This is a genomic window from Marinobacter sp. (assembly GCF_041595835.1).
In the GTDB taxonomy this organism is placed as follows: domain Bacteria; phylum Pseudomonadota; class Gammaproteobacteria; order Pseudomonadales; family Oleiphilaceae; genus Marinobacter.
This window is the reverse complement of the sequence record NZ_JBFHJO010000019.1, coordinates 24,424-50,364: the sequence shown is the minus strand read 5'-3', so window position 1 is coordinate 50,364 and position 25,941 is coordinate 24,424. Positions and strand designations below refer to the sequence as shown.

20 protein-coding genes and 1 pseudogene are annotated in these 25,941 nt (G+C 52.1%); 19 read left to right on the top strand and 2 right to left on the bottom strand.

Annotated features, from left to right (window positions below):
• The 11 genes and pseudogenes from ABYA77_RS08575 to ABYA77_RS08525 all read left to right on the top strand — a co-directional run.
• Nucleotides 1–246: pseudogene (locus ABYA77_RS08575) on the top strand (hypothetical protein); the annotation flags it as partial.
• Between the two features lie 18 nt (nt 247–264).
• Entirely contained in the window at nt 265–1,107 is an 843-nt protein-coding gene (locus ABYA77_RS08570; protein ID WP_372965537.1) for an AAA family ATPase, read from the top strand.
• A 22-nt stretch (nt 1,108–1,129) separates the two neighbouring features.
• Nucleotides 1,130–2,308, top strand: a complete 1,179-nt coding sequence (locus ABYA77_RS08565) for a VWA domain-containing protein (RefSeq protein WP_372965536.1) — start codon at nt 1,130–1,132, stop codon at nt 2,306–2,308.
• A 427-nt stretch (nt 2,309–2,735) separates the two neighbouring features.
• A complete protein-coding gene (locus ABYA77_RS08560) occupies nt 2,736–4,577 on the top strand; it encodes a tol-pal system YbgF family protein (protein ID WP_372965535.1) in 1,842 nt (613 codons plus the stop codon).
• Nucleotides 4,574–7,402: a tetratricopeptide repeat protein gene (locus ABYA77_RS08555; RefSeq protein ID WP_372965534.1), complete on the top strand. Its 2,829-nt coding sequence runs from the start codon at nt 4,574–4,576 to the stop codon at nt 7,400–7,402. Before ABYA77_RS08560 ends, ABYA77_RS08555 begins: the two co-directional genes overlap by 4 nt.
• A complete protein-coding gene (locus ABYA77_RS08550; RefSeq protein WP_372965533.1) occupies nt 7,392–7,901 on the top strand; it encodes a tetratricopeptide repeat protein in 510 nt (169 codons plus the stop codon). The genes ABYA77_RS08555 and ABYA77_RS08550 overlap by 11 nt, the downstream gene beginning before the upstream one ends.
• Nucleotides 7,898–8,251 (top strand): hypothetical protein, encoded by a 354-nt coding sequence (locus tag ABYA77_RS08545; protein WP_372965532.1) that lies wholly within the window; start codon nt 7,898–7,900, stop codon nt 8,249–8,251. The genes ABYA77_RS08550 and ABYA77_RS08545 overlap by 4 nt, the downstream gene beginning before the upstream one ends.
• 28 nt (nt 8,252–8,279) lie before the next feature.
• Nucleotides 8,280–8,927: a MotA/TolQ/ExbB proton channel family protein gene (locus ABYA77_RS08540; RefSeq protein ID WP_372965531.1), complete on the top strand. Its 648-nt coding sequence runs from the start codon at nt 8,280–8,282 to the stop codon at nt 8,925–8,927.
• Between the two features lie 42 nt (nt 8,928–8,969).
• Nucleotides 8,970–9,500, top strand: a complete 531-nt coding sequence (locus ABYA77_RS08535; RefSeq protein ID WP_372965530.1) for an ExbD/TolR family protein — start codon at nt 8,970–8,972, stop codon at nt 9,498–9,500.
• The gene (locus ABYA77_RS08530) at nt 9,497–9,985 is read left to right on the top strand and encodes an ExbD/TolR family protein (protein WP_372965529.1); all 489 of its coding nucleotides are present in this window, start codon (nt 9,497–9,499) and stop codon (nt 9,983–9,985) included. Before ABYA77_RS08535 ends, ABYA77_RS08530 begins: the two co-directional genes overlap by 4 nt.
• A complete protein-coding gene (locus ABYA77_RS08525) occupies nt 9,978–10,922 on the top strand; it encodes an AgmX/PglI C-terminal domain-containing protein (protein WP_372965528.1) in 945 nt (314 codons plus the stop codon). The genes ABYA77_RS08530 and ABYA77_RS08525 overlap by 8 nt, the downstream gene beginning before the upstream one ends.
• Nucleotides 10,923–10,926: 4 nt before the next feature.
• Here the strand turns inward: ABYA77_RS08525 and ABYA77_RS08520 are convergent, their stop codons facing one another.
• Entirely contained in the window at nt 10,927–11,412 is a 486-nt protein-coding gene (locus ABYA77_RS08520) for a MaoC/PaaZ C-terminal domain-containing protein (protein ID WP_372965527.1), read from the bottom strand.
• A gap of 167 nt (nt 11,413–11,579) precedes the next feature.
• Between ABYA77_RS08520 and ABYA77_RS08515 the strand changes: the two genes are divergently transcribed.
• The 3 genes from ABYA77_RS08515 (at nt 11,580) to ABYA77_RS08505 (ending at nt 18,552) form a co-directional block, all read left to right on the top strand.
• The gene (locus ABYA77_RS08515) at nt 11,580–13,256 is read left to right on the top strand and encodes an AMP-binding protein (RefSeq protein ID WP_372965526.1); all 1,677 of its coding nucleotides are present in this window, start codon (nt 11,580–11,582) and stop codon (nt 13,254–13,256) included.
• A 128-nt stretch (nt 13,257–13,384) separates the two neighbouring features.
• Nucleotides 13,385–17,317 (top strand): ATP-dependent RNA helicase HrpA, encoded by a 3,933-nt coding sequence (hrpA, locus tag ABYA77_RS08510; protein ID WP_372965540.1) that lies wholly within the window; start codon nt 13,385–13,387, stop codon nt 17,315–17,317.
• Nucleotides 17,318–17,430: 113 nt separating this feature from the next.
• The gene (locus ABYA77_RS08505; RefSeq protein ID WP_372965525.1) at nt 17,431–18,552 is read left to right on the top strand and encodes a beta-ketoacyl-ACP synthase III; all 1,122 of its coding nucleotides are present in this window, start codon (nt 17,431–17,433) and stop codon (nt 18,550–18,552) included.
• Nucleotides 18,553–18,558: 6 nt separating this feature from the next.
• Here the strand turns inward: ABYA77_RS08505 and ABYA77_RS08500 are convergent, their stop codons facing one another.
• Entirely contained in the window at nt 18,559–18,966 is a 408-nt protein-coding gene (locus ABYA77_RS08500; RefSeq protein ID WP_372965524.1) for an acyl-CoA thioesterase, read from the bottom strand.
• 178 nt (nt 18,967–19,144) lie between these two features.
• Between ABYA77_RS08500 and ABYA77_RS08495 the strand changes: the two genes are divergently transcribed.
• Genes ABYA77_RS08495 through dinG form a run of 5 tightly spaced genes read left to right on the top strand, consistent with a single transcriptional unit; the run spans nt 19,145 to nt 25,934 of the window.
• The gene (locus ABYA77_RS08495; RefSeq protein ID WP_372965539.1) at nt 19,145–19,840 is read left to right on the top strand and encodes a VacJ family lipoprotein; all 696 of its coding nucleotides are present in this window, start codon (nt 19,145–19,147) and stop codon (nt 19,838–19,840) included.
• 23 nt (nt 19,841–19,863) lie between these two features.
• Complete coding sequence (locus ABYA77_RS08490) at nt 19,864–21,351, top strand: DUF3336 domain-containing protein (protein WP_372965523.1); 1,488 nt, start codon at nt 19,864–19,866, stop codon at nt 21,349–21,351.
• Nucleotides 21,352–21,357: 6 nt separating this feature from the next.
• A complete protein-coding gene (locus ABYA77_RS08485) occupies nt 21,358–23,055 on the top strand; it encodes an ExeA family protein (protein ID WP_372965522.1) in 1,698 nt (565 codons plus the stop codon).
• A 3-nt stretch (nt 23,056–23,058) separates the two neighbouring features.
• Entirely contained in the window at nt 23,059–23,757 is a 699-nt protein-coding gene (locus tag ABYA77_RS08480; RefSeq protein WP_372965521.1) for a general secretion pathway protein GspB, read from the top strand.
• Nucleotides 23,757–25,934 (top strand): ATP-dependent DNA helicase DinG, encoded by a 2,178-nt coding sequence (dinG, locus tag ABYA77_RS08475; RefSeq protein ID WP_372965520.1) that lies wholly within the window; start codon nt 23,757–23,759, stop codon nt 25,932–25,934. Before ABYA77_RS08480 ends, dinG begins: the two co-directional genes overlap by 1 nt.
• Nucleotides 25,935–25,941: the final 7 nt, after the last annotated feature.

The following is a 25,941-nucleotide window of genomic DNA, read 5'->3' as shown; positions in this document are numbered from 1 at the left end:
GAGCCGGTAATGGATGAAGATATCCCTGAAGTCACGGAAACGGTCGAGGTGTCGGAAGAACCCTCAGATGAAGATTTGATGATGTCTGAATTTGATACGCAGCTGGAAGACGAATTTGGCCTCGAAGATTTCGATTTGTCGGAATTTGATAATCTGCCTGACTTCAACGTTGAATTGCCAGAGGCAGATGAGCCGCTGAAAAAGGCTCAGGATGATGTTAAAAAAGATCAGGATTCTAAAAAGTAACTAACAGGAAACAGACACATGAAGTTTACCGGTACCGAAAAATACGTAGCCACCGATGACCTGCAGATGGCTGTTAACGCAGCGATTGCGCTTGAGCGCCCGTTGCTGATCAAAGGCGAGCCCGGCACCGGCAAAACCCTGCTGGCAGAAGAAATGGCGGCCGCACTGGGGATGCGTTTGATTCCCTGGCACATCAAGTCCACCACTAAGGCTCAGCAGGGGTTGTACGAGTATGATGCGGTATCTCGCTTGCGGGATTCCCAGCTGGGTGACGAGAAAGTTAAAGACATCCGGAATTACATCGTAAAGGGTAAGCTCTGGGAGGCTTTTGAGTCTGATGAACAGGTGATTCTGTTGATTGATGAAATCGACAAGGCCGATATCGAGTTTCCGAACGATTTGTTGCTTGAGCTGGATCGCATGGAGTTCTTCGTATACGAAACTCAGGAGTTCGTTAAAGCTAAGAAACGTCCAATTATCGTTATTACCAGTAATAATGAAAAAGAGCTTCCGGATGCGTTCCTGCGCCGCTGTTTCTTCCACTACATCAGCTTTCCGGATCACGACACCATGAAAGACATCGTGGATGTGCATTTTCCGGGGCTTCAGCAACAAGTCGTTCGTGATGCCCTTGAGGTCTTTTTCGATGTGCGGAAAGTACCGGGCTTGAAGAAAAAGCCCTCAACCTCTGAGCTGATTGACTGGCTGAAGTTATTGATGGCGGATGAGTTGTCTGCCAAAGCGATACAGGAAAAGGACAGCAGTTCTGCGCTGCCTCCGCTATACGGCGCTTTGGTAAAGAACGAGCAAGATGTGCACTTGTTGCAGCGGCTGGCGTTCATGGCGCGTCGCCGAAACTGATTTCTGGCAAGAGCTGCTCTTTATGTTGATTGATTTTTTTCTCGAAATTCGCCGTGCGAAAGTGCCGGCCAGCCTGCGGGAATTCCTGGATCTTCTGGAAGCTCTCCAGCAACGCCTGGCATTTGCCAATATGGAAGAGTTCTATTATCTGGCCCGTGTATGCCTGGTAAAAGATGAACGGCACTTCGATAAGTTTGACCGGGCCTTCAAGGCGTATTTTGATGGTATCGAGAACCTGGAAGACCTGTTGCAGGCTTTAATTCCGGATGAATGGTTGCGGGCCGAGTTCGAGAAGCACCTGACAGAAGAAGAAAAAGCCAGGATCGAGTCTCTGGGTGGGCTGGAAGAGCTGATTGAAACCTTCAAAAAGCGCATGGAAGAGCAGAAAGAGCGCCATGCCGGGGGTAATAAGTGGGTTGGCACTGGGGGGACTTCACCTTTCGGGGCAGACGGTTACAACCCAGAGGGCTTTCGGATTGGCCAGAAAAATGGCCGCCATGGTAGGGCAGTGAAGGTCTGGGAAAAACGTGGCTATAAAGACCTGGACGACAGTATTACTCTGGGGATCCGGAATATTAAGGTGGCTTTGAGGCGCCTGCGAAAGTTCGCTCGCCAGGGTGCGGCTGATCAGCTGGATCTGGATGACACTATTCGCTCTACTGCACGAAATGCCGGCTACCTTGACCTGAAAATGGTCCCGGAGCGGCATAATGCCGTGAAGGTGCTGATCTTCTTTGATGTGGGTGGTTCGATGGACCCGCACATCCGGGTTTGTGAAGAGCTGTTTTCGGCAGCCCGTCTTGAGTTCAAGCATATGGAATATTTTTACTTTCACAATTTTATTTATGAAAGTGTGTGGAAGAACAATATTCGTCGCATGAATGAGACTACCAGTACCTGGGATATCCTTCATAAATACACTTCGGATTACAAAGTAATCTTCGTTGGAGATGCCAGTATGGCTCCTTATGAGGTTACTCATCCCGGCGGGTCAATCGAGCACTGGAATGAGGAAGCCGGGGCTACCTGGATGCAGCGTATCACTGAGCATTTTGATAAGGTGGTTTGGCTGAATCCATTACCCGAGAATTACTGGGGGGCTGGCGGTTCTTTGGGCATTACCCGGCAGTTGGTGAATGATCATATGTATCCATTGACCATCGAAGGGCTGGAATCGGCAATGAAGCAGTTGACCAAATAACGGGAAAGCTAACCAAAAAAAAGCCGATGCGGTTGAGGACATCGGCAAAGCTCGGCATATATTTGCGGGTGTAGCCCTGAGGCGCGCCCGCACATTCTATAAAGCAATGATTGAGCCATGGCTCTATTATTTTCAGTAGATTCAGATAGATGGACCCTGAAAAAAGGGCCGAATCTACCTGCCTATTCCCCTTCGAATTAATATCTGTCAAATAAATCGACACTCCTTCACGCGCAACACCTTTCAAATGTCTATTTGGTGAAATGGATACCGTTCTTGGTTGTTAGCCAGTGTTACTCTTTATTTCGATTTGTTACATGGGCGCAACAAGCTTGCGGCCTCGCATCACAGGACAATTATGTTCGGCAAACAAAAATCACAAGCGTGCCGGATTGCTCTAAGGACGCCAAAACGCTGGATATCCGGAATGCTGGCATTGGTACTGGTCGCCAGTGCGCAAGCTGTACCGATGGATGCCGTTGTAGATCGCTTGAGTGCGGATGTTGCTCACCACACGGCTGGAGTGCGGTCTGTTGAGCAGAAATTGCTGCCTCTCACCGACACTCGTGTCTTGGTATCCCTTTCCCTGGGCGACCGCCAGGCCCTGGATCTGGATTCCTTAGAGTTGTTTATTGATAACCAACGGGTTGTTTCTCACAGGTACAGCGATAAAGAGCGAGCATCTTTGCGACAGGGTAGCGAGAAGCAACTGTATGTTGGCAACTTGTCTGCCGGTACCCACCAATTAAAAATGGTCATCAATGCCCGGGCTGAAAATAACCGGTTTGTTCGGCGTGAAATTTCCCACCGTTTCCGAAAACAGGCCGGGATGCTGAGGCTTAAGATGGCTCTGGATGCCAAAGCGCCGCAGTTTGAGCCCGAAGTGTTATTTACAACCGGAATAGCCGAGCTTCCTTTGCCATCTGAGCACCTTAATGTTGCGGTTGATCGCACGGGAGCGCTGGCCAGTGATTCAAAGGGGTATCGCTACGCCAGTGCATTGTTAGCGAGTGGTGAGAGAGCGGAAGCCAAAGCAGCCTTTATACGTGTTTTTGAAGGTGATACCCGCCGGGGCGAGGCAGCGTTAGAGCTCGCAAAGCTGGCTTTGGCAGAGCGAGACTTAAAAAGCACGGAGCATTGGTACCGGGAAGCTCAGCGCGTTGGTTACGGCGAGACTCGGCAGCAGGCAATCCTGGGTTTGGCTGAATTGGAGCGAGTAAGAGGCCGGGCGGATTCCGCCGGGCGTTACCTGGCGGCTATGGACGAAGGTTACTGGGCTGCACTTGGCTACATGAACCTTGCGAGCGATTTCTCCCGGGAAGATCTTAACCCTTCACGGGCATTGGTTTCTTTGCGCGTAGCGATGGCTATGGCTGCGAAAGATACGGATGAATCCCGCAGCAAGAATTTGCTTGACCAGCTACACCTTCGCGCGGGTTACCTCGCGCTTAAAAATAAGGAGAACGAAAAAGCGGTCGATCTGCTCGAGAAGGTGAGGCTGGACAGTTACTACGCTCCACAGGCTCTTTACTTTCACGGGCTCGCACTGGCAAACAAAGGTAACCATCGTGCAGCCATGCAAAGTTGGCACCGGGCCAAAAAATTTCCTCTTGCATTTCCCGGCGTGGCAGATGCCTGGATCGGCATGGGGCGGGGCTATGATTTGGCAGGCTACCCCGGCCAGGCTGGCGAATCCTGGTTAGCCGCTAACGCTGCGTATCAGGGGGAGCGGGTAACATTGAACGCGCTGGCTTCCAGAATTCGTGAAGAAGGTGCGTACAAAGCGCTGGTTAAAGATGCCCGAGGGCCAGATGCTGAGTGGTTCCTGGCCGACAGTCGCACATTGACTCAACCCCGAATGGCCTATTTGTTTCATTTTCTCGAACAGTCCTCCGCCCAGGTCGCAGTTCGCCGGGTTGCCAGGCTTGATGATATGTCTGCAACTTTGGCCGGCAATGATCATGACCTGGCTGTCTTTATCAAAGCGCTGCGTGACCTTCAGGAAAACCAGACGCTTACAGGCAAAACCGCTAAAAGGGTTGATGACATGGCTTCCCAGGCTCGTGCTTTAAAAGAGCAGATTCATCAGCTTCAGGTGCGTGTGGATAAATCACGGGCGCAGGCCGCAGATGCTCTGGACGCGCTTGCTTTGGCATTCGTTGACAACCAATACCAGCGGATGGGAAATGCTCTGGATAAAACAGAGCAACAAATAGCTCACCTGTATGAATACCTTGCCCTTGAAAAACTGGGGGAGGGGGAGCAATGAAACCGCATTTCTTTCGCGCTCGTGTATTACCTTTGTTGATATCTGCTTTTTTGAGCCACGGTTATGTGTCCGCTCAGGAGTCCTTCCGGGTAGAGCTTGGCAAAGACGGCGAAACTCTCCGTGATATGCGGCCGGTGTTTTTGAAATTTGAAGTGCGTCCGTTGCCTGCCATTTCTCCGGCAGAAGTAGCTCGTCGTTATCAAAAGCTTTTTGATGGATCTGATGAGCCAGAAGTTCGTATTGATGCGCTGAACCGCCTTAACAATATCAGGGACCGTTCTGGCCAGGACATCGGGTTCACGGAAGAGCGGGAAGCTGAAATATATGAAGAGGTTCTGGACAGCTACGAGAACATACTTTCTAAGGGGTCTTTTTCCGGGCGGCTGGATGAACTTCTGTACCAGATGGCTAAAGCGCACGCGTTAACCGGCCAGCAACAGGAATCCGTTCAGCGCTTGCGCCAGTTGGTCGGCCTGTATCCGAAATCTGACCTGGTCGCAGAAGCCAGGTTCCGGATAGCCGAAGCCGGGTTTTCTGCCGGGAAGTATCAGGATGCAGAGGCCGGGTATCGTGCACTGTTGGCTGTTGACAACAAACAGGAGCTGGCAACTAAAGCTCAATACATGATGGGCTGGAGTCAGTTCAAACAAGGTGAGCAAGCATGGAACCGGGCTGCAGAAACCTTTATGGACCTGCTTGATGAACAGTTGCCCGGTGCTGAGCAAGTAGCCCACCCGCCAGAGTCTGGTTTTGACATGGTTGAAGACAGCTTACGGGTGCTGGGACTGATGGCCTCGCGCATGGATGACTATCAAACCCTGAATCGCTGGGTTGCAGGGCGTTCTGGTTCTGCCTGGCGGCATATTCTATATGACCGTCTGGCGGATTTGCATGCGGTTGAAGGCCGGTATGCCCAGGCTGTAGCCGTCAACGATGCGTTTATACAATCATATCCCGAACATAGATCAGAACCGGATTTTATGGTTCAAAGCATTGTTTTCTGGCAGATGGCCGGTGATATCAGTAAAGCAAGGCAGGCTAAAGCGGAATTTGTTTCAAGATTCCTACCAGACACCCGGTATCAGTCGCTGGCTACCTGGCATCAAAAAAACTGGCGGGATTACAGTCGGTTTCTAGCAGATGATTACTATGCTACAGGCACGGAATATGACGCACGGGGTAATGATGCCGCTGCCAGACGTGCCTGGGGTAGGGCTGCGAGCTATTACGAAAAACTGGCCGGGCGGTCAGAGGCGGAAGGTGAGCTGATGCACCTGGCCGGTGATGCCCGTCTGCTTGCCGGTAACCGCTCGCAGGCACTCGGGAACTTCCGGCGTGCGGGGTATGGTCAGGGCTATGAGCGGGCAAGCGAAGCAGCCTGGGCTGCGATCTCAGTGCTGCGAGAACCTCTGGCCAGTAGCGCTCTGGGCAGTGCAGCGAAGATTGAACAGGCGCTCATTAAGCTGGGGACAGAAGAACAGCGCTATAGCGACGCCTTTGGTGTGGATGCGCGACTGTCAGTGCTGCGCGCAGATCTGGCTAATCGATGGTATGACGCTGGTGACCTTGAGGCAGCATTGTCCTATTCGAAAAAAACGATCGAATGGCCGGAGGTCCGCTCCGAGGAAAGTTATTCGGCCTGGTTAGTTATTGGCCGGGTGCGCCAGAGAAACCGTGAGTTTAGCCTTGCAGAGCGTGCCTGGCGTACCGCTCTCGGGCTTGCTGAAAATGAAGCTGAGCTTGCCGTGCCGGATGAAGAACTGGCCGATATTCGTGAGCAGTTGGCCGTCGCCATTTACCGCCAGGGCGAAGCTGCAGCGGATTCTGGCAATACCAGGCTTGCCGTGGCTCATTTCCAGCGCGTTAACAGTGTTCTTCCGGGTTCTGAGCTGGCAATCAAGGCGAGGTTTGATGCGGCCAATACATTGCTGAAGGCATCGGAATGGTTGACAGCCATTAATGAGCTCAAACGTTTCCGGTCTGATTATCCTGACCATGAACTGACTGCCGAAACGGGCGACAAGCTGGTGCTTGCGTATCAACAGTCAGGCCAGCCCCTGAAAGCCGCCGGCGAATTGTTGGCGGCAGCTTCAAAAATGGCAGACCCGTGGCCTTACAGGTTACGTGCCGCAGCCATCTACCATGAATCCGGGGAAACCGATCGACGCAATACTCTGTATCGGGATTGGCTGGCCATCGCTCCGTTACCGGCTAATGCCGGCGATCATGTACAGCAACAAACGATGCGCCAACGGTTGATTGAGTCAGGCTCAACGGACAGTCAGAGCTTGCAGGCATTGGTGAACATTGAGTCCCGCAGTCAATGGCATTCCGAAGAAACGCTGACCTGGGCCGGGGAAGCCGCTCTGCAACTTGGAGCCAGGGCTGCGGACGATTTTGCTGCGATTGCACTGGTTCATCCTCTGGAAGAGACGCTGGCCCGAAAACAAAAAGCCTTACAACAGGCTCAACAGTATTTTCTTGAAGCGGAGTCTTTCGCTGGTGAGCCGGTGGTATCTGAAGTGCTGTTTCGCCGGGCTGAGCTATACCGGGGCCTTGCCAATGACTTAATGAACTCAGAGGTGCCATCAGAGCTTAACGAGCTTGAAGCCATGCAGTATCAGATGCTGCTTGAGGAAGAAGCTTATCCACTGGAAGAGCGTGCCATGGAGCTGCATAAGAAGAACCATCAGCGGATAGCCGTGCGCGGTTTTGATGACTGGATCGGCAAGAGCCTGGAAGCTCTGTCGGTCATGCATCCGGGACGATACAGCAGGGAGCTCCGTTGGATGAGCTGGACCGTGAAGGAGAGTGATGGTGTTTAAATCAACACTCAGACCGGGGCGTTGTGTGGTGCTTGTAGCAATAATCGCTTTGACAGCCTGCGCAACGACCAGCGATGTGTCTACGCCTAAGACTAACACTAACACGATGGAATCCACTCCGGTGTATTCGCCAGAGCAGGCTGCGATCTGGTCCCGGAAAGGTAAGACTGCCCATGAGCAGGGTGATATCGAAGGCGCTATCCAGGCCTGGCAGCAGGCCGTTGAATTAAACCCTGCGGACTCTGTCACAGTGAATAATCTCGCTTTGGTACTCAAGGGTCAGCACCGGTTTCATGAAGCAGCAGATTTACTTGAGAAGGGGGTAAAAGCCTCGCCCTCAACCAGTGAGTTGCACTACAACCTCGCAGTAATTTCTGAACTTTATCTGCTGGACCTGGAAAAGGCCTTAATGCACTACAAGCGTTATCAAAGCCTGGCGATTGATGAAGACAAATCTGTTACCGGTTGGATAGCCGATCTGGAGCGGAGGCTGGAATGAGTCAACTTACCAATAAAACCATGTTCCTTTTGGCGGTTGTCGTTTCCCTGTTTTTCCACTCGGTAACCGTTAATGCAGAAGAACCCGTTGAGCCAACCCCAAAACGTTCCCTGGAGGTGGCGGGTATTTCGGCTAGTTCGGGAGAAGACGATCCGCGCATTCTTTATATATTGCCCTGGCAAACACCCAGCTTACCCCGGAGGCCAAGGGCCGAATTAAACCAGAATGCACCGGAACTGATGCAACCTGTTTCCTCGACAACATTGGAGAACCATCGCCTGTTTCGGGAAACCATGAACCCATTGGTGCTGGAGCCAGCTCAAGTTGTTCCAGCCCTGGATAAACCGTGACTCAGTAGTAACTACGGAGATTTATACCATGCTCGACACCATCATCCGATTCTTTCAGGAAGGCGGCCCTTTTATGTACCCAATCGCAGTTGTACTGGCGATTGGCCTGGCAATTACGCTGGAGCGTTTTATTTATCTCGGGTCGGTGCGTCGTAGAAATCGCGTCGCTTTTGAACGGGGTATTCTTCCGGCGTTGCAAAAGCGGGATTATCAGCGTGCCATGAAGGCGGCCAGTGGTTCCGACAGCGCCATTGCTTCTGTACTTGGGGCTGGGATTGCCCGGTTGCTGAACAACAGTCGTCGCGAAGATATCGAATACGCAATGGAAGAAGGGTTGATGGAAGTGCTTCCGCGTTTGGAAAAACGCACCCAATACCTTGCGACCCTGGCCAATGTTGCAACGCTGTTGGGACTTCTCGGCACCATTATTGGTTTGATTGCAGCCTTTACAGCTGTGGCCGCTGCTGACCCGGCACAAAAAGCGAGCCTGTTGTCTGAAAGTATTTCCGTAGCAATGAACACAACGGCCTTTGGGTTGATTTCAGCCATTCCACTGTTGTTGTTCCATGCGCTGCTGCAAACCCGCACGAACGAAATTGTCGACAGTTTCGAAATGGCCGGTGTGAAACTTCTGAATATTGTTTCTGACCCTGAACCCCGCAGTACTGTGGCCTGATGCCTTCAGTCTTGAAGCCAGTTTAAACAGGAGTATGGCGATATGAGACGTCGACATCGCAGGTTAAGCAGTGATGCTGATCTTGATATCACGGCTTTTCTCAATCTGATGATTGTTTTAGTGCCCGTGTTGCTTCTGGGAATGGTGTTCAGTCAGATTCGGATGATTGAACTGAATTTCCCGGGAACGCAGTCCGGGGATGCTCCGTTTGCCGAAGATTTACGTCTGGTCGTTACAGTGATCCCCGAAGGTCTGGAAGTGGCTGACAGTGAAAAAGGGCTGATTGAAGTGCTGCCAGTGAAGGGAACTGCTCAGGATTTTGAGGGTTTGCGTACCGTCTTGCGGCAAATAAAGAGTCACGTGCCGGAGAAAACGGATGTCATTCTCGAAGTCGGGCCAGACGTTGATTACCAGACGCTGGTTTCCGTGATGGACACTGTGCGTTCCTATCCGGCCGTTGTCGCCGCCAGTGTTGTTGATGCCGAACTGTTCCCGGATGTCTCTCTGATGGATGCGGATGAAAGTCGTACTTTGGCAACCCGGCCCGGAAACGTGGAAGGGGAGGGAGTATGAAAACGTCCCGCAAAGCCCGCCTGCGTAAACGTCATTACAGTCGGATGCATAAGGCCGGTGGTCTGAACCTGGTGTCCCTGATGGATATTTTTACCATTCTGGTGTTCTTCCTGATGGTGAATTCTTCCGATGTCAAAGTCATGCAGAACAATGCTGACGTTCCGTTGCCCACTTCAACGGCTGAACAACAAGCGGTGGAAAATCTGACGGTTCAGGTGATTGGGCAGTCCATTATGGTTCAGGGCCGGGAAGTTGCGCGGTTGGACAGTGTCACAGATTCAGATGCCCGGATTGCAGGCTTGTCAGAGGAATTGGCGTATCGCCGCAGTCGATGGAGTGAGATACCGGAGCACGGGCTGGAAGTCACCATTATGGCTGCCAGGGATACAGACTACCGGTTGTTGCGGAAAATTATGCAAACCTGTGTCGACGAACAGTTCAGGCAGGTTCGGCTGGCGGTTGAGGCGGAGGTGAGTAATGGCTGAGAAGCTTGCCAGGAATGCAGGCGCCCAGTTGCCCTGGAGCCGTGACCAGGCCGAAAGTCTCCGGTTTGGTGTAATCGTTGTTTTAGTGCTGGGGATATTTTTGGTGCCGGCGTTACTGATCCCATTTCTCGACGTGCCGGAAATTGATCGCGCTGAGGCTGAACAAATACCTCCCAGGCTGGCAAAACTGATCGAGCCGCCAAAGCCGGTAGAAATGCCTGAGCCCGTACCGGAACCAGAGCCAGAGCCTGAAGTGGTTATAAAGGAAGTTGAGCCCCGGCCTCAGCAGCAGCCAGAGCCAACCTCAGAGGTTGTGGTGCCGCCGGTACAGACGACTGAACAGGCACGTGAAACCGCGTCCCGTTCAGGGTTGTTCGCCATGAAAGACCGATTGAGAGCCATGACCAGATCAGACCCTGCACTGGCAGACCGTAGCCTCAGTGCTAATGTGAGCAATACTGACGTTCCGGGCCTGTCGGCGCAATTGTCGGGTGATGCTGTGCTGGCGGGAAGTGGTGGTGTGGAATCCCGGGAAGGCCCGGCCCATGAGGTTACGGTGGCGGGGCATCAGGTATCGGAAATTGAGGCGCCTGAAGAATCGGTAGCGAAGGCTACACCCGTGGCCAAGCCTGCGCGATCAAAGGTTCGCGAGCGCGCGATGAGCAATATTCGCCAGGTATTTGATACGCAGAAGAGTGTACTTTACTCCCTGTATAACCGTGAGTTGCGTAAAGATCCGACTCTGGAAGGGAAGGTCACACTTGAACTGATAATAGAGCCCGATGGATCTGTTTCAGCCTGCAAGGTCGTGGCCTCAGATCTTCGTAATCCAGCACTTGAGCAACGTATTGCGATGAGAGTACAGATGTTTGATTTCGGAGCAGCAAACGTGGAAGCCCGGAAGGTTCAGTTCCCGATTGACTTTCTTCCGGGCTAAAACATCAACCCTGGATGGTGATTTTCGGCAGGCGAGGTTTTTGCAACGAGATTTTCTCAGAGGGTGCAATTACTTTTGCTTCGCCCGCCACAACTTGCTCGTTGTTCTGATTACGAACGTCACATGAAAGCGTTACCCGGTTCTTTGGTGATTTCTGGAGTACAGTAAGGGTAACGGTGAGAGTGTCATCAAGCTTGACGGGGCGTTTGAATGAGAGGGTTTGATCGAGATAGATCGTACCGGGGCCGGGCATGACAGTGGCCAGAGCCGCAGAAATAAGGGAGCCACTCCACATACCGTGGGCAATGCGCTCCTTGAACATGGATTCTGCTGCAAAGGCTGAATCGAGGTGCACAGGGTTTACGTCCCCGGATACTGCGGCAAACAGTACCAGCTCATCTTCCGTGAGCGTTCGGGTGAATGTTGCAGAGTCGCCCTCATTCAGTTCATCGTAGGTAATATTTTCGAGGGTTTCCAGGATCTCGCTCATCACTGTCTCCGGTAGGTAGCATGTTGCTTGCTATTGTATGGCCTGATGCTCTGAAAACTACCTCATTGATTACAAAACTGCTATTCTCTCCCAACTTTTTTTGAGCTTGAGACTTTTGTCGGGTTGATATTTTGGCCCGATTGGCACCAATCAGACAGGAGATGGTGATGGATTTTGCGCAGTTCTATCAAGATAAATACCCCGCAGGTATTCCTCGCGAGGTAGATCTCAAAAAGTACAAAAGCATGATTGATGTTTTTGAACAGGCGGTAAAAAAATACGCTGACAAGCCCGTTTTTACCGCTGTCGGGGTCACTCTGACGTACAGAGATCTTGATACCCAGAGCCGTAACTTCGCGGCTTGGCTGCAAAATAAAACTGACCTTAAACCCGGCGACCGTATCGCTGTTCAGATGCCCAACATTACCCAGTATCCTGTGGTTGTGTTTGGTGCAATGCGAGCGGGCCTGATTGTGGTGAATACCAACCCGCTTTACACCACGCGGGAAATGGAACACCAGTTCAATGACTCTGGAGCGAAAGCTCTGGTTGTTCTCGCCAATATGGCGGAGAACGCCGAGAAGGTTCTGCCTCATACCAGTATTGAGCACGTCATTGTGACAGAAGTTGCCGACATGCACTCCACCATCAAGCGGACCTTGATGAATGCCGTGGTGAAGCATGTTAAGAAAATGGTTCCCCCTTTCAATATTCCTGGTTCCCACAAGTTGCCGGCAGTTCTGAGTGCTGGTGCTCGTGAAAAATTTACTCCGGTCGATGTCAAACTGGATGATCTGGCTGTACTGCAGTACACCGGTGGCACTACTGGCGTAGCAAAAGGTGCCATGCTGACTCACGCCAACCTGGTTGCTAACCTGACGCAGGTTCGCCCGATGCTGGAAGATCAGGTTTCTGAAGGTCAGGAAGTGGTTATAGCTCCGCTGCCGCTGTATCACATTTATTCCTTCACCCTGAACTGCGGGATAATGCTGGAAGCGGGTGCTCATAACATCCTGATTCCGAACCCCCGTGATATCCCCGGTTTTGTGAAAGAGCTGCAGAAACATAAGTTCTCTGCATTTATCGGCCTGAACACCCTGTTTGTTGCCTTGTGCAATAACGAAGATTTCCAGGATCTGGATTTCTCAGGACTGAAACTTACAGCGTCTGGCGGTATGGCTTTGACCAGCGATGCTGCAAAAATGTGGGAACGTGTGACTGGCTGTGAAATCAGTGAAGGTTACGGCATGACAGAAACCTCTCCGGTTGTCACTTTCAACCCCAGTAGCGCGATACAGCTTGGCACTATTGGTCTCCCGATTCCTTCTACCATCATTAAAACCATTGATGATGAGGGTAATGAGACTCCTGTGGGTGAGCCTGGCGAGTTGTGTGTAAAGGGTCCTCAGGTCATGCGTGGCTATTGGCAGCGTCCGGAAGACACCCGTCAGTCGTTTACGGATGATGGCTTCCTGAAAACAGGTGACGTTGCCCTGATCCAGGAAGATGGCTACATCCGGATTGTTGACCGCAAGAAAGACATGATTATTGTGTCCGGTTTTAACGTTTTTCCGAATGAAATTGAAGATGTAGTAACCAGCCATCCTAAAGTGGTTGAGTGCGCGGCGGTGGGTGTTGATGACGTTAAGAGCGGCGAAGCGGTAAAAGTGTACGTTGTGCCCACGAAAGACGGTGTTACTGCTAACGAGTTGAAAGAATTCTGTCGTGAGCGTTTAACCGCCTATAAAGTGCCAAAGCATTTCGAGTTCCGGGAAGAGCTGCCTAAGAGTAACGTGGGCAAGATTCTTCGTCGTGAACTTCGCGATGAAACTAGCGATAAGTAATATTGCGAGGCAGCCCCTTGTAAACAAAGACCCTGCTTCGGCAGGGTCTTTGTGTTTATACAGACCGGTTTTCCGGCTAGACTGTGGCGCCTCCCTAATCAATGACCAGAAGAGCCGACAGCCAGTTAATGTCAGATTCAACCCGGAACACACCTGCTGCGACTATCCCCGCTGATCGCCAGGCGGCGCTAAGCGTCCTGAAAAGCCAACTTGATGTCTGCAATCAGCAGGATGCTGCCCGCATTGTCCGGCGGATAAGCCGGCTCAAAGGTGTGCCCGGGCAGAAAGACCTGGAGACTATGACCCGTTGGCTGGAGCAAGGATTGGAAAAGGTGCGACGCCGTCAGGCTTTGCATAAGCCAGCCAGTTTTCCTGAAGGTTTGCCGGTCAGTTCCCGGGTGGATGATATTAGTGATGCTATTGAGAAGCATCAGGTAGTTATTGTGGCCGGTGAAACCGGTTCTGGTAAAACCACTCAGATTCCCAAAATATGCCTGAATCTGGGCCGGGGTATTCGAGGCCTGATCGGGCACACCCAGCCTAGACGGATAGCCGCACGCAGTGTTTCGAGCCGTATTGCGGAAGAGTTGGGAGAGACGGTTGGCCAGCAGGTGGGGTATCAGGTTCGCTTTACGGATAATACCTCGGAGTTTTCCCGGGTTAAGGTGATGACAGACGGTATTTTGTTGGCAGAAGTTCAGCATGACCGTTTTCTGGATCGCTACGATACGCTGATTATTGATGAGGCCCACGAACGAAGCCTGAATATAGATTTCCTGTTGGGGTATCTGAAACAGCTTCTGCCAAAGCGTCCTGACCTGAAAGTTATCATTACGTCAGCCACTATTGAGGTGGAGCGCTTCAGCGAGTTCTTCCATCAGGCCCCGGTAATTGAAGTCAGCGGCCGGACCTACCCTGTGGATGTTCGTTACAGGCCCCTGACCGGGGATGAAGATGATCGTGACCAAGGCTGGACTGACGGCATTCTTTCTGCTCTTGAAGAAATTGAGCAGCACGAACGGACTGAAAAACAGCCCCCTGGCGATGTATTGGTATTCCTACCCGGTGAGCGTGAGATACGAGCTGTAAGCAAAGTGCTTCGCCATGCGGAATTGCGACATACGGATGTATTGCCGCTGTATTCCCGATTGAGTAATCAGGAGCAGAACCGCGTTTTTCAGGCCCACAAAGGTCGGCGGATTGTACTGTCTACAAACGTAGCTGAAACATCTCTCACCGTTCCGGGCATTCGCTACGTGATTGATACCGGGGTTGCCCGGATCAGTCGCTACAGTGTGCGCTCAAAGATTCAGCGCTTACCTATTGAACCCATTTCCCAGGCCAGTGCCAACCAAAGGGCAGGTCGGTGCGGCCGGGTTGCTCCGGGTATCTGTTTTCGTTTGTATGATGAAGCTGATTTTCTGAACCGGCCAGAATACACAGATCCTGAAATTCTTCGGACAAACCTGGCTTCCGTCATTCTTCAGATGGCGACCTCCGGACTTGGGGATATTCGCCAGTTTCCGTTCCTGGAAGCTCCGGACCGGAAGCAGGTTAACGATGGCTACAAGCTGTTGGAAGAGCTCAGTGCCGTTGACGATAAGCGTCGCGTTACCAGGCTCGGCCGTACGATGTCCCGACTGCCACTTGACCCACGCCTGGCCAGGATGCTGGTTACTTCTGCAGACCATGGCAGCCTGGCGGAAATACTGATCGTGCTTGCAGGTCTCAGTGTGCAGGACCCCAGAGAGCGTCCACAGGACAAACAGCAAGCGGCTGATCAGGCTCATGCGCCTTTCAATGATAAAGAATCGGATTTCGTGACGCTTCTGAATATCTGGAACTGGTTTGAAGAGCAGCGTCAGGAGTTATCCCAGAACCAGCTGAAAAAGTTGTGCCAGAAAACGTTTCTGAGTTGGATGCGAATGCGGGAATGGAGAGACATTCACCGACAGCTGACGTTAATCTGTCGGGAACAAAAACTCACGATGAACCGTGAGCCCGCTGATTATGATGCCATTCACAAGTCTATTTTGGCCGGCCTGCTGGGTCAGGTGGCAGTTAAAGTTGAGAAACGGGAGTATCTGGCTACCCGTAATCGTAAAGTGATGATTTTCCCGGGGTCCAAAGTCGCTAAATCTGGTCCGAAGTGGATTGTTGCTGCAGAAATTGTTGAAACCAGTGCTGTGTTTGCTCGCATGGTTGCCCGCATTGATCCCGAGTGGGTTGAACCGCTGGGTGGGCACATTGTGAAACACCACTTTTTTGAGCCGCACTGGGAGCAAAAGCGATCTCAGGTGATGGGTTATGAAAGAGTGACGCTGTATGGCCTGGATGTGGTAACAAAACGGCGTATTCCCTATGGGAAAGTTGATCCGGTCGAGTGCCGTAATCTGTTCATACGAAGAGCGCTTGTTGAAGGGGAGTACCGCTCAAAGGCGCCGTTTATCGCCCGAAACCGGGACATGCTGGATACTGTCGAAAACCTGGAAAAGAAGACTCGAAGGCGTGATCTTCTCGTAGACGATGAAGCCCTTGTTGCTTTTTACGATGAGCGCTTGCCAGCGGACATTATAAGTGGCCGTCATTTTGAACGTTGGTGGAAAAGCTTGTCGGCTGAAGAGCTGAACAAGCTGGAACTGACAGAAGCTGACGTTTTGCAGCGCCCGCTGGACCAGTCGGCTACGGAACAGTATCCGGATTATCTGGAATGGGAAGGCGCCAAATACCCCCTCAGTTATGAATTTGAACCTACCAGCGAGCGTGATGGTGTCACTCTGAATGTACCCTTGATGGCGCTGAAGCAAATTCCGTCAAGACGTTTAGAGTGGTTGGTGCCGGGGTTACTAAGGGAAAAGTGTATAGCGTTGGTTAAAGGGCTGCCTAAGTCGCTGCGCCGTAATTTTGTGCCTGTTCCTGATTTTGTTGATGCAGCGCTTGCGAACATGCAACCGGGAAATGAACCCCTGGCCATCAGGCTGGCGGAGCAATTGCGGCGAATGACCGGTGTTCAGATTGACCCTGAGGCCTGGCCTGTGGATGAATTGCCCCGTCATTTACGGATGAACCTCCGCGTCACTGGAAACAAGGGCAAGTTGATTGCTGAAAGCCGCAGTGTTGATGAGCTTCAGGATAAATTCGGGGGGCAGGCAGAAGAAGCGTTGGTTTCTGCCACCTCGGACGACCCGGGTGGGCATAAACCGGCCGAGCACACCGATTGGCAGTTCGGTTCATTACCGGAACGCCTGCAGACCGAAAAAGGTGGGATGCAAGTGACGGTTTACCCGGCACTTGAAGACCTGGGTAAACAGGTGCGGGCAATTCGCTGTCTGGACCGGCTAACGGCTGAAACCACAACGCGTCGTGGTGTGGCTCGCCTGATTATCAACCGGTTCGGAAGTACGTTGACAGATCTGGAACGCCGGTTGCCCAGATTCAGACAATCGGCGTTGATGTTTGCGCCAGTAGGGCAGGCTAAAGGGCTGTTGGATGACCTGCTTTTGGCTGCTGTGATGGAGCACTTCCTGGCTGACACCTTGCCCAGGGATGAGGCGAGTTTTAACCAGGTATTTGATGCCCATCGCGGAGACTTTATCCCTGCACTGGAGTTGGCGGACGAGCGCTTATACCAGGCCATGACCGGCTATCAGAAGGTGGCAAAACAGCTAAAGGGCAAGATTAATCTGGCTCTGGCAAACAGTATGGCTGACCTTAAGTTTCAGCTTCAACATCTTGTATATCCAGGGTTTTTGGTGGAAACGCCGTCCGAGTGGCTGGCTCGTTTCGCAATCTACTTTGAGGCAGCCCTCATTCGCCTTGAGAAGATGCCTCGGGAAATGGGTAAGGAGCGAGAGTTTCTTCACGGTTTCGATGCGTTGTGGGGCCGTTACGCGAAAAAGCTGGAACAGCAGAAACGGCAGGGGATTCGTGACACTGAGTTGGATCTTTACCGCTGGATGCTGGAAGAATATCGGGTGTCTTTCTTCGCGCAGCAACTTGGCACGGCCATGACGGTCTCTGTTAAACGACTGGACAAGCAGTGGGCGCAAACCCGGGTTTAAAGAACCAGCCCGCTACTGAACAATAGTCCGGCGGGAAAATCTTCAGGACTGTGTTAGTATTTCCGACAACGTATTGTCATAAACTGTTCTTATAACCATGACGTGGGGTTATTGTGATTAAAGCCGTCATCAGCGGAACCGGCCTGTATACGCCGCCCGCCATCATCGAAAACGACGAGCTGGTTGATGCTTTCAACCAGTATGTAGAACTGTATAACAACGAGCACGCGGAAGAGATAGCCCGCGGCGAGCTGGCGGCGCTGCAACCTTCGTCTTCTGCTTTCATTGAAAAAGCTTCCGGTATTAAACGTCGGCACGTCATCGACCGTGAAGGCATTGTTGATCCCAAACGTATGGCACCGTTTATTCCTGAACGCAGCAATGAAGAACCTTCAGTTCAGTGCGAGATGGCGGTGGATGCCTGTAAAGAAGCTCTTGAACAGGCTGGTAAAACAGCTGCCGATGTTGATGCAGTGATCGTGGCTTGCTCCAATATGCAGCGTGCTTATCCGGCAATTTCTATCGAAGTCCAGCAAGCTCTGGGTATTCAGGGTTTTGCCTACGATATGAACGTGGCCTGCAGCTCTGCTACGTTTGGTTTACAGGCGGCGGTGAACGCGGTTGAAAACGGTGCGGCCCGTGCTGTGTTGGTGGTGAGTCCGGAAATCTGTTCCGGTCATCTGAACTTCAGGGATCGCGACAGTCATTTTATCTTCGGAGATGCCTGCACGGCGATTCTGGTTGTGCGGGAGGAAGATGCTAAGCCGGGTGAGGGTTTTGAAATTCTGGGTGCTCGTCTTGTTACCCAGTTCTCCAATAATATCCGGAACAATTTCGGGTTTCTGAATCGTGCCGACGAGTCGGGCATTGGTAAGCCAGATAAGCTGTTTATTCAGCAGGGTCGCAAAGTTTTTAAAGAAGTCTCACCGCTGGTGGCTGAAACGATCCAGAAACATCTGGCATCTCTGGAGTTAGCACCAGACAGCCTGACTCGTATGTGGTTGCATCAGGCTAACCTGAATATGAATCAGCTGATTGCCCGCAGAGTGCTGGGGCGTGACGCTACAGTTGAAGAGGCTCCGGTAATACTGGATGAGTATGCCAACACCAGTTCTGCTGGCTCGATCATCGCTTTCCATAAGCACAAAGATGATTTGAAAACCGGCGACCTGGGGGTTATCTGCTCCTTCGGTGCCGGCTATTCAATCGGTAGCGTTGTGGTCCGCCACCGCTGATGCTATTTACTTCGCTGCCAGGGCTCTCAGGGATTCTGGCAGTGGGGTGGATTTTCGAGTTGTTTTGTCCATCCAGACTATCTTCGCGTAGCCTTCAGAATACACCTCTCCGGTTTCCGCATCTTTAAGCAGGTGATAAGTATCCAGGCTGGTATTTCCCGCTTTGCCCGCGTATGTTTCAACCACCAAGGTGGCAGGATGCTTTAATTCCTTCAGAAACGTTGCGCTGGTCTTTATAATGACCGGCCCGGTTGGGTCTTCGGCGTTGCCAAATCCCAGCCCTGTCAGCCAGATCATGCGGGCTTCCTCGTAAAAACGGAAGTAAACCGTATTGTTGGCGTGACCATAAGCATCCATGTCACCCCAACGTAGGGGCATGGTAAGGGAGTTGACGGCATTTCCCTGTACTGACATCTGATTTCCTCCGGATGACTTCCATTAAGATAAAAAACGCCGGTATTGTCGACGAATAGAAACAGGTTAAACAACCCAAGAGATTAAAATGAAAGAAACGATTATACGGTATTGGACGAAAGCAGCCTTTGGGTTCATGCTTTTTGCCATGATGGCGGCTACTCCAGCCGTTGCACAAATGGCAACCGAATCGCCGGCAGAAGCCAGATCCACAGTGAATCCGGATGACCCTTACGAAAACTGGAATCGTAGCGTGTTCGTTTTCAATGACACGGTTGATAGCTGGGTTCTGAGACCGGTTGCCCAGGCTTACCGGACGGTAACACCTGATATCGTTGACCGGGGAGTTACCAATTTTTTCAATAATCTGACTGAAATTCGTAACTTCACCAACAGCCTGCTGCAGTTGAAGGGGGAGTCCGCAGTGGTTGCTTTTGGGCGATTTACCTTCAATACCGTTTTTGGATTAGCCGGGATTTTCGATGTGGCAACGGGCTTTGATCTGCCTGAAAGGCCGGAAGATTTTGGCCAGACCCTTGGCTATTGGGGCGCAGGTTCCGGGCCCTACCTTATGTTGCCGTTTCTTGGGCCTTCCAGCCCGCGGCACTTTGCAGGCCTGGCGACCGACGGTTTCGTGATGCCTTCCGCCTGGGATTCTGTCGACAGCCCGGAGAGCTACTATGCTCGGGGGCTGCAAATTGTTGATAAAAGAGCCGACTTCATTCCGGCTGAGGGGCTTATTTCCGGCGACCGGTACACGTTTGTGAGAAATGCCTTTCTCCAGCGCCGTGAATTCTTGATTAACGATGGTAAGATCACTGTTGACCCCTTCGCCAGTGAGGACGAAGAAGACCTCATGCTCGAAGACTTCTGAGCACTGTTATTGGGAGCCGGCAATTGATCAAGGATCCAAGAATTTCTAAATTCCGGAAGATGCTGGCTGATGCTCAGAATTATGAGCAGTGGAAGGCTGCTGCTCTGGAGCTGGATTTTCTTGAGGGCAATGCGGAGTGGAAGGAAGATTTTGCTTCGGACCTTTACCACTACGAGCTGATTTACGATCGGCTCAGTAATCTCAAACACTACCGCCAGCAAAACGATTTTGAGCGCCTGAAGCGCGCCTTGCGTGAAGGTTTGCACCATGATTTGGGGAACATGGGTAATCCTGCGCTTTATACCCGCTCGCGGGTTGGCACCAAACACCTGATTGAGGAGTACATCACTCAGGTCTGTGAATCTCTGGACTATCTCTGCGATCATCCGGTACCCGGTTTCCCGGTGTACGACAAGCTTCAGTTCTTTCGTGACACGCTTACCAGTTACGGTCGGCCTACCCTGCTGTTGAGTGGCGGTGCCGGGCTGGGAATGTTCCATTTTGGTGTTATTAAAGCTCTGTGGGAAAAGGGATTACTGCCTCAAGTCATCGCGGGTTCCAGTGTGGGGGCCATTATTGCGGGCATTCTGGGTGTTCATACCGATGCTGAAATACCCGAGATGCTCGTACCGGAAAATCATAATCTGAATGCCTGGAAGTGGCGAGGCTTGCTCAGCGCTATACGTGGTGATGGACTGATGGACCAAGGCACGCTCAAGCAGTGCCTGAGGGAAAATATCGGTGAGTATACGTTTGAGGAAGCTTACCAGCGGACTGGGCGTAGTATTAATATCAGCGTTTCACCGGTGCAGGCGAACCAGAAAGCCCGTCTGTTAAGTGGCTATACGTCACCTTATTTACTGGTGTGGAGTGCCGCTTTGGCGAGCGCAGCCGTGCCGGGCGTATTTCCGCCGGTTACCCTGATGAAGAAAGATCTGAACGGGGCTACCTTGCCTTATGTGCCGAAACTCAGATTTGTCGACGGTTCTGTGGTGAGTGATCTTCCGATTGATCGGCTGATGCATCTATACGATGTGAACTTCACCATTGTGAGTCAGACCAACCCTCACGTTATTCCGTTCCTGAGTGATAAGGGGCAGGACGAGAAACTGTCTCTTATGAGCCTGCCTGGACACTTGCTCAAATCGGAAGTGTTATTTCATGGCCAGGGCGTGTTTGATTATTTACGCAAACGTGTAAAACCAGAGTTGCTTCGGCAGGTTTCTGGTCAACTGCATACCATTATGGCGCAGCGTTATTCCGGGGATGTTACTATTGCGCCAGATTATTCTCTTCGTCATTACCGGCACGTGTTATCGAATCCAAGCCCCGAATACGTGCGCGAAATGATTTTGCAGGGAGAGAGGGCAACGTGGCCTAAAATTGCCATGATCCGTTCACACGCCCGAATATCGAAAACCCTGGAACGTTGCGTGCGTCGGCTTAAACAGAGAAATAAGCGCGCCGTAGAGTTGAAACTGGTCAGCAGTGCCGATTCGGCCAGGCCCTGAGGAAACATGTACAACGATTTTTTTGGTTTTCGGGAGCCGCCATTCTCCATCGCTCCAGACCCGCGATACCTGTACCTGAGTGATCGCCACAAAGAAGCCCTCGCACACCTGATGTACGGCGTGCAGGGGCAGGGTGGTTTCATTGTCGTGACAGGTGAAGTTGGTACTGGCAAAACGACGGTGTGCCGGTGCTTTATTGAAAATGCTCCTAAGCATGTCGATATCGCTCTTATTCTGAACCCCAGGCTTTCAGCCCGTGAGTTGTTGTCCGCGATTTGTGATGAGCTTGAAATTCCCCATGCGGCGGACGTTTCAATCAAAGTGTTGGTTGACGCAATCAATAAGGATTTACTGAAAGCCCACGCGGCAGGCCGGCATAAGGTACTCATTATTGATGAGGCCCAGAACCTGTCAGCAGAAGTGCTTGAGCAGTTACGGCTACTGACCAACCTGGAAACGGCTGAAAAGAAGCTGCTTCAGATTGTGTTGCTAGGTCAGCCAGAATTGCAGGATATTCTGGCGTTACCGCAGTTGCGACAGCTTAATCAACGAGTGACTGCCCGTTACCATCTGGATGCCATCGACAAAGCGGAGTTGCCCGCCTACCTTCAATACCGAGTGGGTGTGGCCGGATTGAGAGGCGATTTGTTCACGCCTGCAGCAATCCGGAATCTCTACAAGGCAAGTCAGGGCGTGCCGCGGCTGATTAATCTGATCAGCGACAGAGCCTTGCTTGGGGCCTACGCTGAGGGCGAGCATCAAATCTCGGCACAGCACATAAAGCGAGCCGCTAAAGAAGTCAGCGGGGGCTTGCAAGGTGCTGGAAGAAAACACCGGAATTTTGGCGGGAATGACAGTCATTTATGGCTCTTGCTCGCCTCTGTATTGATTGCCGTTATCGGAACTGTTTGGGTGTTGGATATTCCCGATGGTGATCATGCGGTGCAAGCGGATGTGGTTCCTGGTCAGCCCGTATCGGGCGTGATTGAGCGTGCGGATGCCGGGGAAATTATTGGTGAATCTGAGCCAGGTTCTGGTGTGGAAGTGTCCGCACTGCAAGCATCTCCTGTGACTGAGTTTTCTCCGGAGCGCCATGGTCTGACCCTGGTGAATTCTTATATCGAGTTGTTTCGGATTTGGGGCATATCATACAACCCGGCGATAGCCCCCTATCCCTGTGAGTACGCTGTGACAGCTGGTTTGGGGTGTTTACAGCGGCAAGGTTCCAGGAAAAGTATGGAGTTCTTGAATCGCGCAGCAATCTTAACCTTGCGGGATGAATCCGGCCGGGAAACCCACATTGTTCTTCAGTCTTTAGATGGCGATGTCGCCCAGATTAAAACAGACAGTGGTTCGGTGAAGGTGTCTTTCCGGGACATTGAGCCGTATTGGTTCGGAGACTTCCGCGTGTTGTGGCGCATGCCTGAGTATAAAACCAGTGATGGTTTTTATAGCGAAGAGTCCGGAGAGCAGCTCTGGATTAGTTCAAAAATGATGGAGCTGGCCAATCGGTTTGCGGAAAATACTGCAGATGAGGCGCGTATCAAGCGCCTGGACATGGTAGAGCAGGTAAGGTGGTATCAAGGTCTGCGCGGATTGACCGTGGACGGTATACCGGGAGCCATGACTGTTATCCAGATGAACAACGACCTGGGCGTTCATGTGCCGCGGTTGATGCCATTGTCTGTACCCGGAAGCAGGTAGGTTATGTCTTATATACTGGATGCGTTGAGAAAATCTGAAGCAGAACGCCGTCAGGGTAAAGCCCCAGACCTGGGCCAGCAGGTACAGATGGTTTATCGCCCCAAGAAAAAGCCGGTGTCTGCTGTTGTGTGGGTAGCGTTAGCATTGATGGCTAATGCCGCTGTGCTCGCCTACATGTTCTGGTCTTCGAAGCAGGTGCAGGCCCCGGTTGATGCTGAGATGCCCACGGCAAAATCTGAGCCTCTGGCAGAGCCTGAACATCCGGCTTCGATTAATCAGTTGAAGCCTGAACCAGAGGTGACTGTTCCTCTACAGAATGAGCCGGCGAAACTGTCTCAGGCCCTGGTGGAATCCTCTCCTGAAGAACCTGCGTACGAGCAGCCGACGGTTATCGTGCCCAGTCAGTCTGAAAGAAGAATGTTAACAGCGCCCCCGGTGGCTCAGATACAAGGCAGAGTGCCGCACCTTGTAGAGTTACCCCTTTCGTTTCAAAAGAGTGTTCCTGATTTGACCTTTAACAGCCATATATACTCATCTGACCCATCAGCAAGCCGGGTGATGATCAATAACCGATACCTTCGCACGGGAGAGGGTTTCGGTCAGTTGATGGTAGAAAATATTACTGAAGATGGTGTGGTACTGAGTAAAAATGGCCAACGATTCCGGGTTGGGATTGTTCGGGACTGGGTGAGCCCCAGATAATGGCGCTAACCGAAGAGATAAAGCAGCAAATACAGCAAGCCTACCGGGATGTTTTAGCGGGTAAAGACGTGCGTGCGCGCTACGGACAGCGCCTGATGATCGCTGAAATTGCCCGTTATATGGGTGAAATTACAGACAACGACGGTCAACGAACGTCGCCGCCTGCGGCCTGCGTGGTTGAAGCCGGTACGGGTACGGGTAAAACTCTCGCTTACCTCATTTCTGCGATTCCCGTGGCCAGGGCTCTTGGGAAAACCTTGGTTATTTCAACGGCAACGGTGGCACTGCAGGATCAGATTGTTCTGAAAGACCTGCCGGACTTGCGTAAACACAGCAAACTGGATTTCAGCTGGACCTTGGCCAAAGGCCGCGGGCGCTATCTGTGTATGTCGCGCCTGGAGTCACGGTTACACGATGAAGGGCACGGTGACAGCGATACCATGCCGTTGTTTTTGCTGGATCAACCGGTTGATGATGAGGCTACCAGCCGGGCGATGTTCGAAAAAATGCTCGGCACCTACGGATCCCGGGAATGGGATGGCGACCGGGATCATTGGCCTGAGCAGATTCCCGACGAAATCTGGAAGCAAGTCACTACAGATCACCGCCAATGCACCAATCGCCATTGTGCCTATTTTGATAGTTGTGCTTTTTTTGATGCCCGCAAAGATCTGGACGATGCGGATGTTGTGGTAGCCAACCACGATCTGGTCTTGGCAGACCTTGCTTTGGGGGGAGGCGCAATACTCCCTGAGCCGGAGAATGCGTTGTTCATCTTTGACGAAGCGCACCACCTTCCGGACAAAGCATTAAATCATTTCGCGGCCTCGGTGCCTTTGAATTCCACCCGGCAATGGCTTAAACAACTGTCACAAGCTCTGGTGAAAATGCAGCCCTGGTTACCGGGCGGCTCACAGGCAACTAAAGCAGTTGGAAAAATCAGTATGGCAGGCCGGGATCTGGACCTTGCGCTGAGTAAGGTTTACGAAGAGGTGGAGCAGAATACGCCCTGGGATTTCAATGATGAGAGGCGCAGTGCACAGTGGCGCTATCCCGAAGGGGAGCTTCCGGATGTGCTTGCGGAGCTTGCGGGCGAAACCCGGATTGTAACCGCAGGGTTGTGCCGTAATCTGGGTAGCTTGGTAGAAGAACTGCAAAGTGCCTTTGATGAACGCAAAGACCCTGAGCTGGATCGTGACACCGCTGATGCCTGGTACCCGGTTATTGGGGCATTTCACAGTCGGGCCGAAGAACAGTTAAGGCTCTGGACGGCCTGGTGTGAAAATGGAGTGGCCACTAATCAGGAACAGGAAGGAAAGTCTGAATCTGCGCCTCGTTCAGGCCCACCCGCAGCCAGGTGGTTAGTTCGGCAACGCTGGGAACACGCAGAAGATATAACGTTATTCAGTTCTCCGGTGCTGGCGGATAATCTCTTGTATTCTCGCTTGTGGTCCCGGGTTTACGGTGCGGTGCTCACCAGTGCTACCTTAACCGCTCTTGGTCGTTTTGATCGTTTGCGATCCAGGGCCGGGTTACCGGAAGCAAGCCGTTACCTCGTTGTGCCAAGCTCCTTCCGCTATGGCGATATGGCTACGGTGGAAGTGCCGGCGATGGGGGTTATGCCTACAGATGATGGCTTTGGTGATGCGTTGATCAAACGGCTTCCGGATCTATGGGCGGGAGAAAAAGCTACTTTGGTTTTGTTTACTTCCCGTCGTCAGATGCAGCAGGTGCGCGATGCGTTAGCGCCGGAATATCCAGAGTTGATTCTGACCCAGGATGACATGGCCAAGAATGAAGTGTTGCGAACCCATTGCAGTCGTATTGATGAAGGGAAGGCCAGCGTTCTGTTCGGCGTGGCAAGTTTTGCCGAAGGCATCGACTTGCCTGGAAAGTATCTTCACCATGTGGTGATTACCCGACTGCCATTTTCTGTGCCGGATGACCCTATTGACGCAGGTCTTGCTGAGTGGGTTACTCAGCGAGGAGGCAACCCGTTCATGGAAATAACCGTACCGGATGCTTCGGTCAAGCTGGTTCAGGCTGTAGGTAGATTGCTCCGTACTGAGCAGGATACAGGCAGGGTAACCATTCTTGACCGCCGAATCGTTGCCCGCCGCTATGGCCAGTTGCTATTGGACGCGTTGCCGCCATTCCGTAGACTGATCGAGCACTAGATCTGCC

Excerpts from the sequence above, each read along its gene's own strand:
- ABYA77_RS08520 (WP_372965527.1), bottom strand. The coding sequence starts at position 11,412 with ATGAGCGAGATCCTGGAAACCCTCGAAAATATTACCTACGATGAACTG.
- ABYA77_RS08545 (WP_372965532.1), top strand. The coding sequence starts at position 7,898 with ATGAGTCAACTTACCAATAAAACCATGTTCCTTTTGGCGGTTGTCGTT.
- ABYA77_RS08560 (WP_372965535.1), top strand. The coding sequence starts at position 2,736 with ATGCTGGCATTGGTACTGGTCGCCAGTGCGCAAGCTGTACCGATGGAT.
- ABYA77_RS08480 (WP_372965521.1), top strand. The coding sequence starts at position 23,059 with ATGTCTTATATACTGGATGCGTTGAGAAAATCTGAAGCAGAACGCCGT.
- ABYA77_RS08570 (WP_372965537.1), top strand. The coding sequence starts at position 265 with ATGAAGTTTACCGGTACCGAAAAATACGTAGCCACCGATGACCTGCAG.
- ABYA77_RS08495 (WP_372965539.1), top strand. The coding sequence starts at position 19,145 with ATGGCAACCGAATCGCCGGCAGAAGCCAGATCCACAGTGAATCCGGAT.
- ABYA77_RS08530 (WP_372965529.1), top strand. The coding sequence starts at position 9,497 with ATGAAAACGTCCCGCAAAGCCCGCCTGCGTAAACGTCATTACAGTCGG.
- ABYA77_RS08485 (WP_372965522.1), top strand. The coding sequence starts at position 21,358 with ATGTACAACGATTTTTTTGGTTTTCGGGAGCCGCCATTCTCCATCGCT.
- ABYA77_RS08515 (WP_372965526.1), top strand. The coding sequence starts at position 11,580 with ATGGATTTTGCGCAGTTCTATCAAGATAAATACCCCGCAGGTATTCCT.
- ABYA77_RS08525 (WP_372965528.1), top strand. The coding sequence starts at position 9,978 with ATGGCTGAGAAGCTTGCCAGGAATGCAGGCGCCCAGTTGCCCTGGAGC.
- ABYA77_RS08550 (WP_372965533.1), top strand. The coding sequence starts at position 7,392 with ATGGTGTTTAAATCAACACTCAGACCGGGGCGTTGTGTGGTGCTTGTA.
- ABYA77_RS08565 (WP_372965536.1), top strand. The coding sequence starts at position 1,130 with ATGTTGATTGATTTTTTTCTCGAAATTCGCCGTGCGAAAGTGCCGGCC.
- hrpA (WP_372965540.1), top strand. The coding sequence starts at position 13,385 with ATGTCAGATTCAACCCGGAACACACCTGCTGCGACTATCCCCGCTGAT.
- ABYA77_RS08535 (WP_372965530.1), top strand. The coding sequence starts at position 8,970 with ATGAGACGTCGACATCGCAGGTTAAGCAGTGATGCTGATCTTGATATC.
- ABYA77_RS08540 (WP_372965531.1), top strand. The coding sequence starts at position 8,280 with ATGCTCGACACCATCATCCGATTCTTTCAGGAAGGCGGCCCTTTTATG.
- ABYA77_RS08555 (WP_372965534.1), top strand. The coding sequence starts at position 4,574 with ATGAAACCGCATTTCTTTCGCGCTCGTGTATTACCTTTGTTGATATCT.
- dinG (WP_372965520.1), top strand. The coding sequence starts at position 23,757 with ATGGCGCTAACCGAAGAGATAAAGCAGCAAATACAGCAAGCCTACCGG.
- ABYA77_RS08500 (WP_372965524.1), bottom strand. The coding sequence starts at position 18,966 with ATGTCAGTACAGGGAAATGCCGTCAACTCCCTTACCATGCCCCTACGT.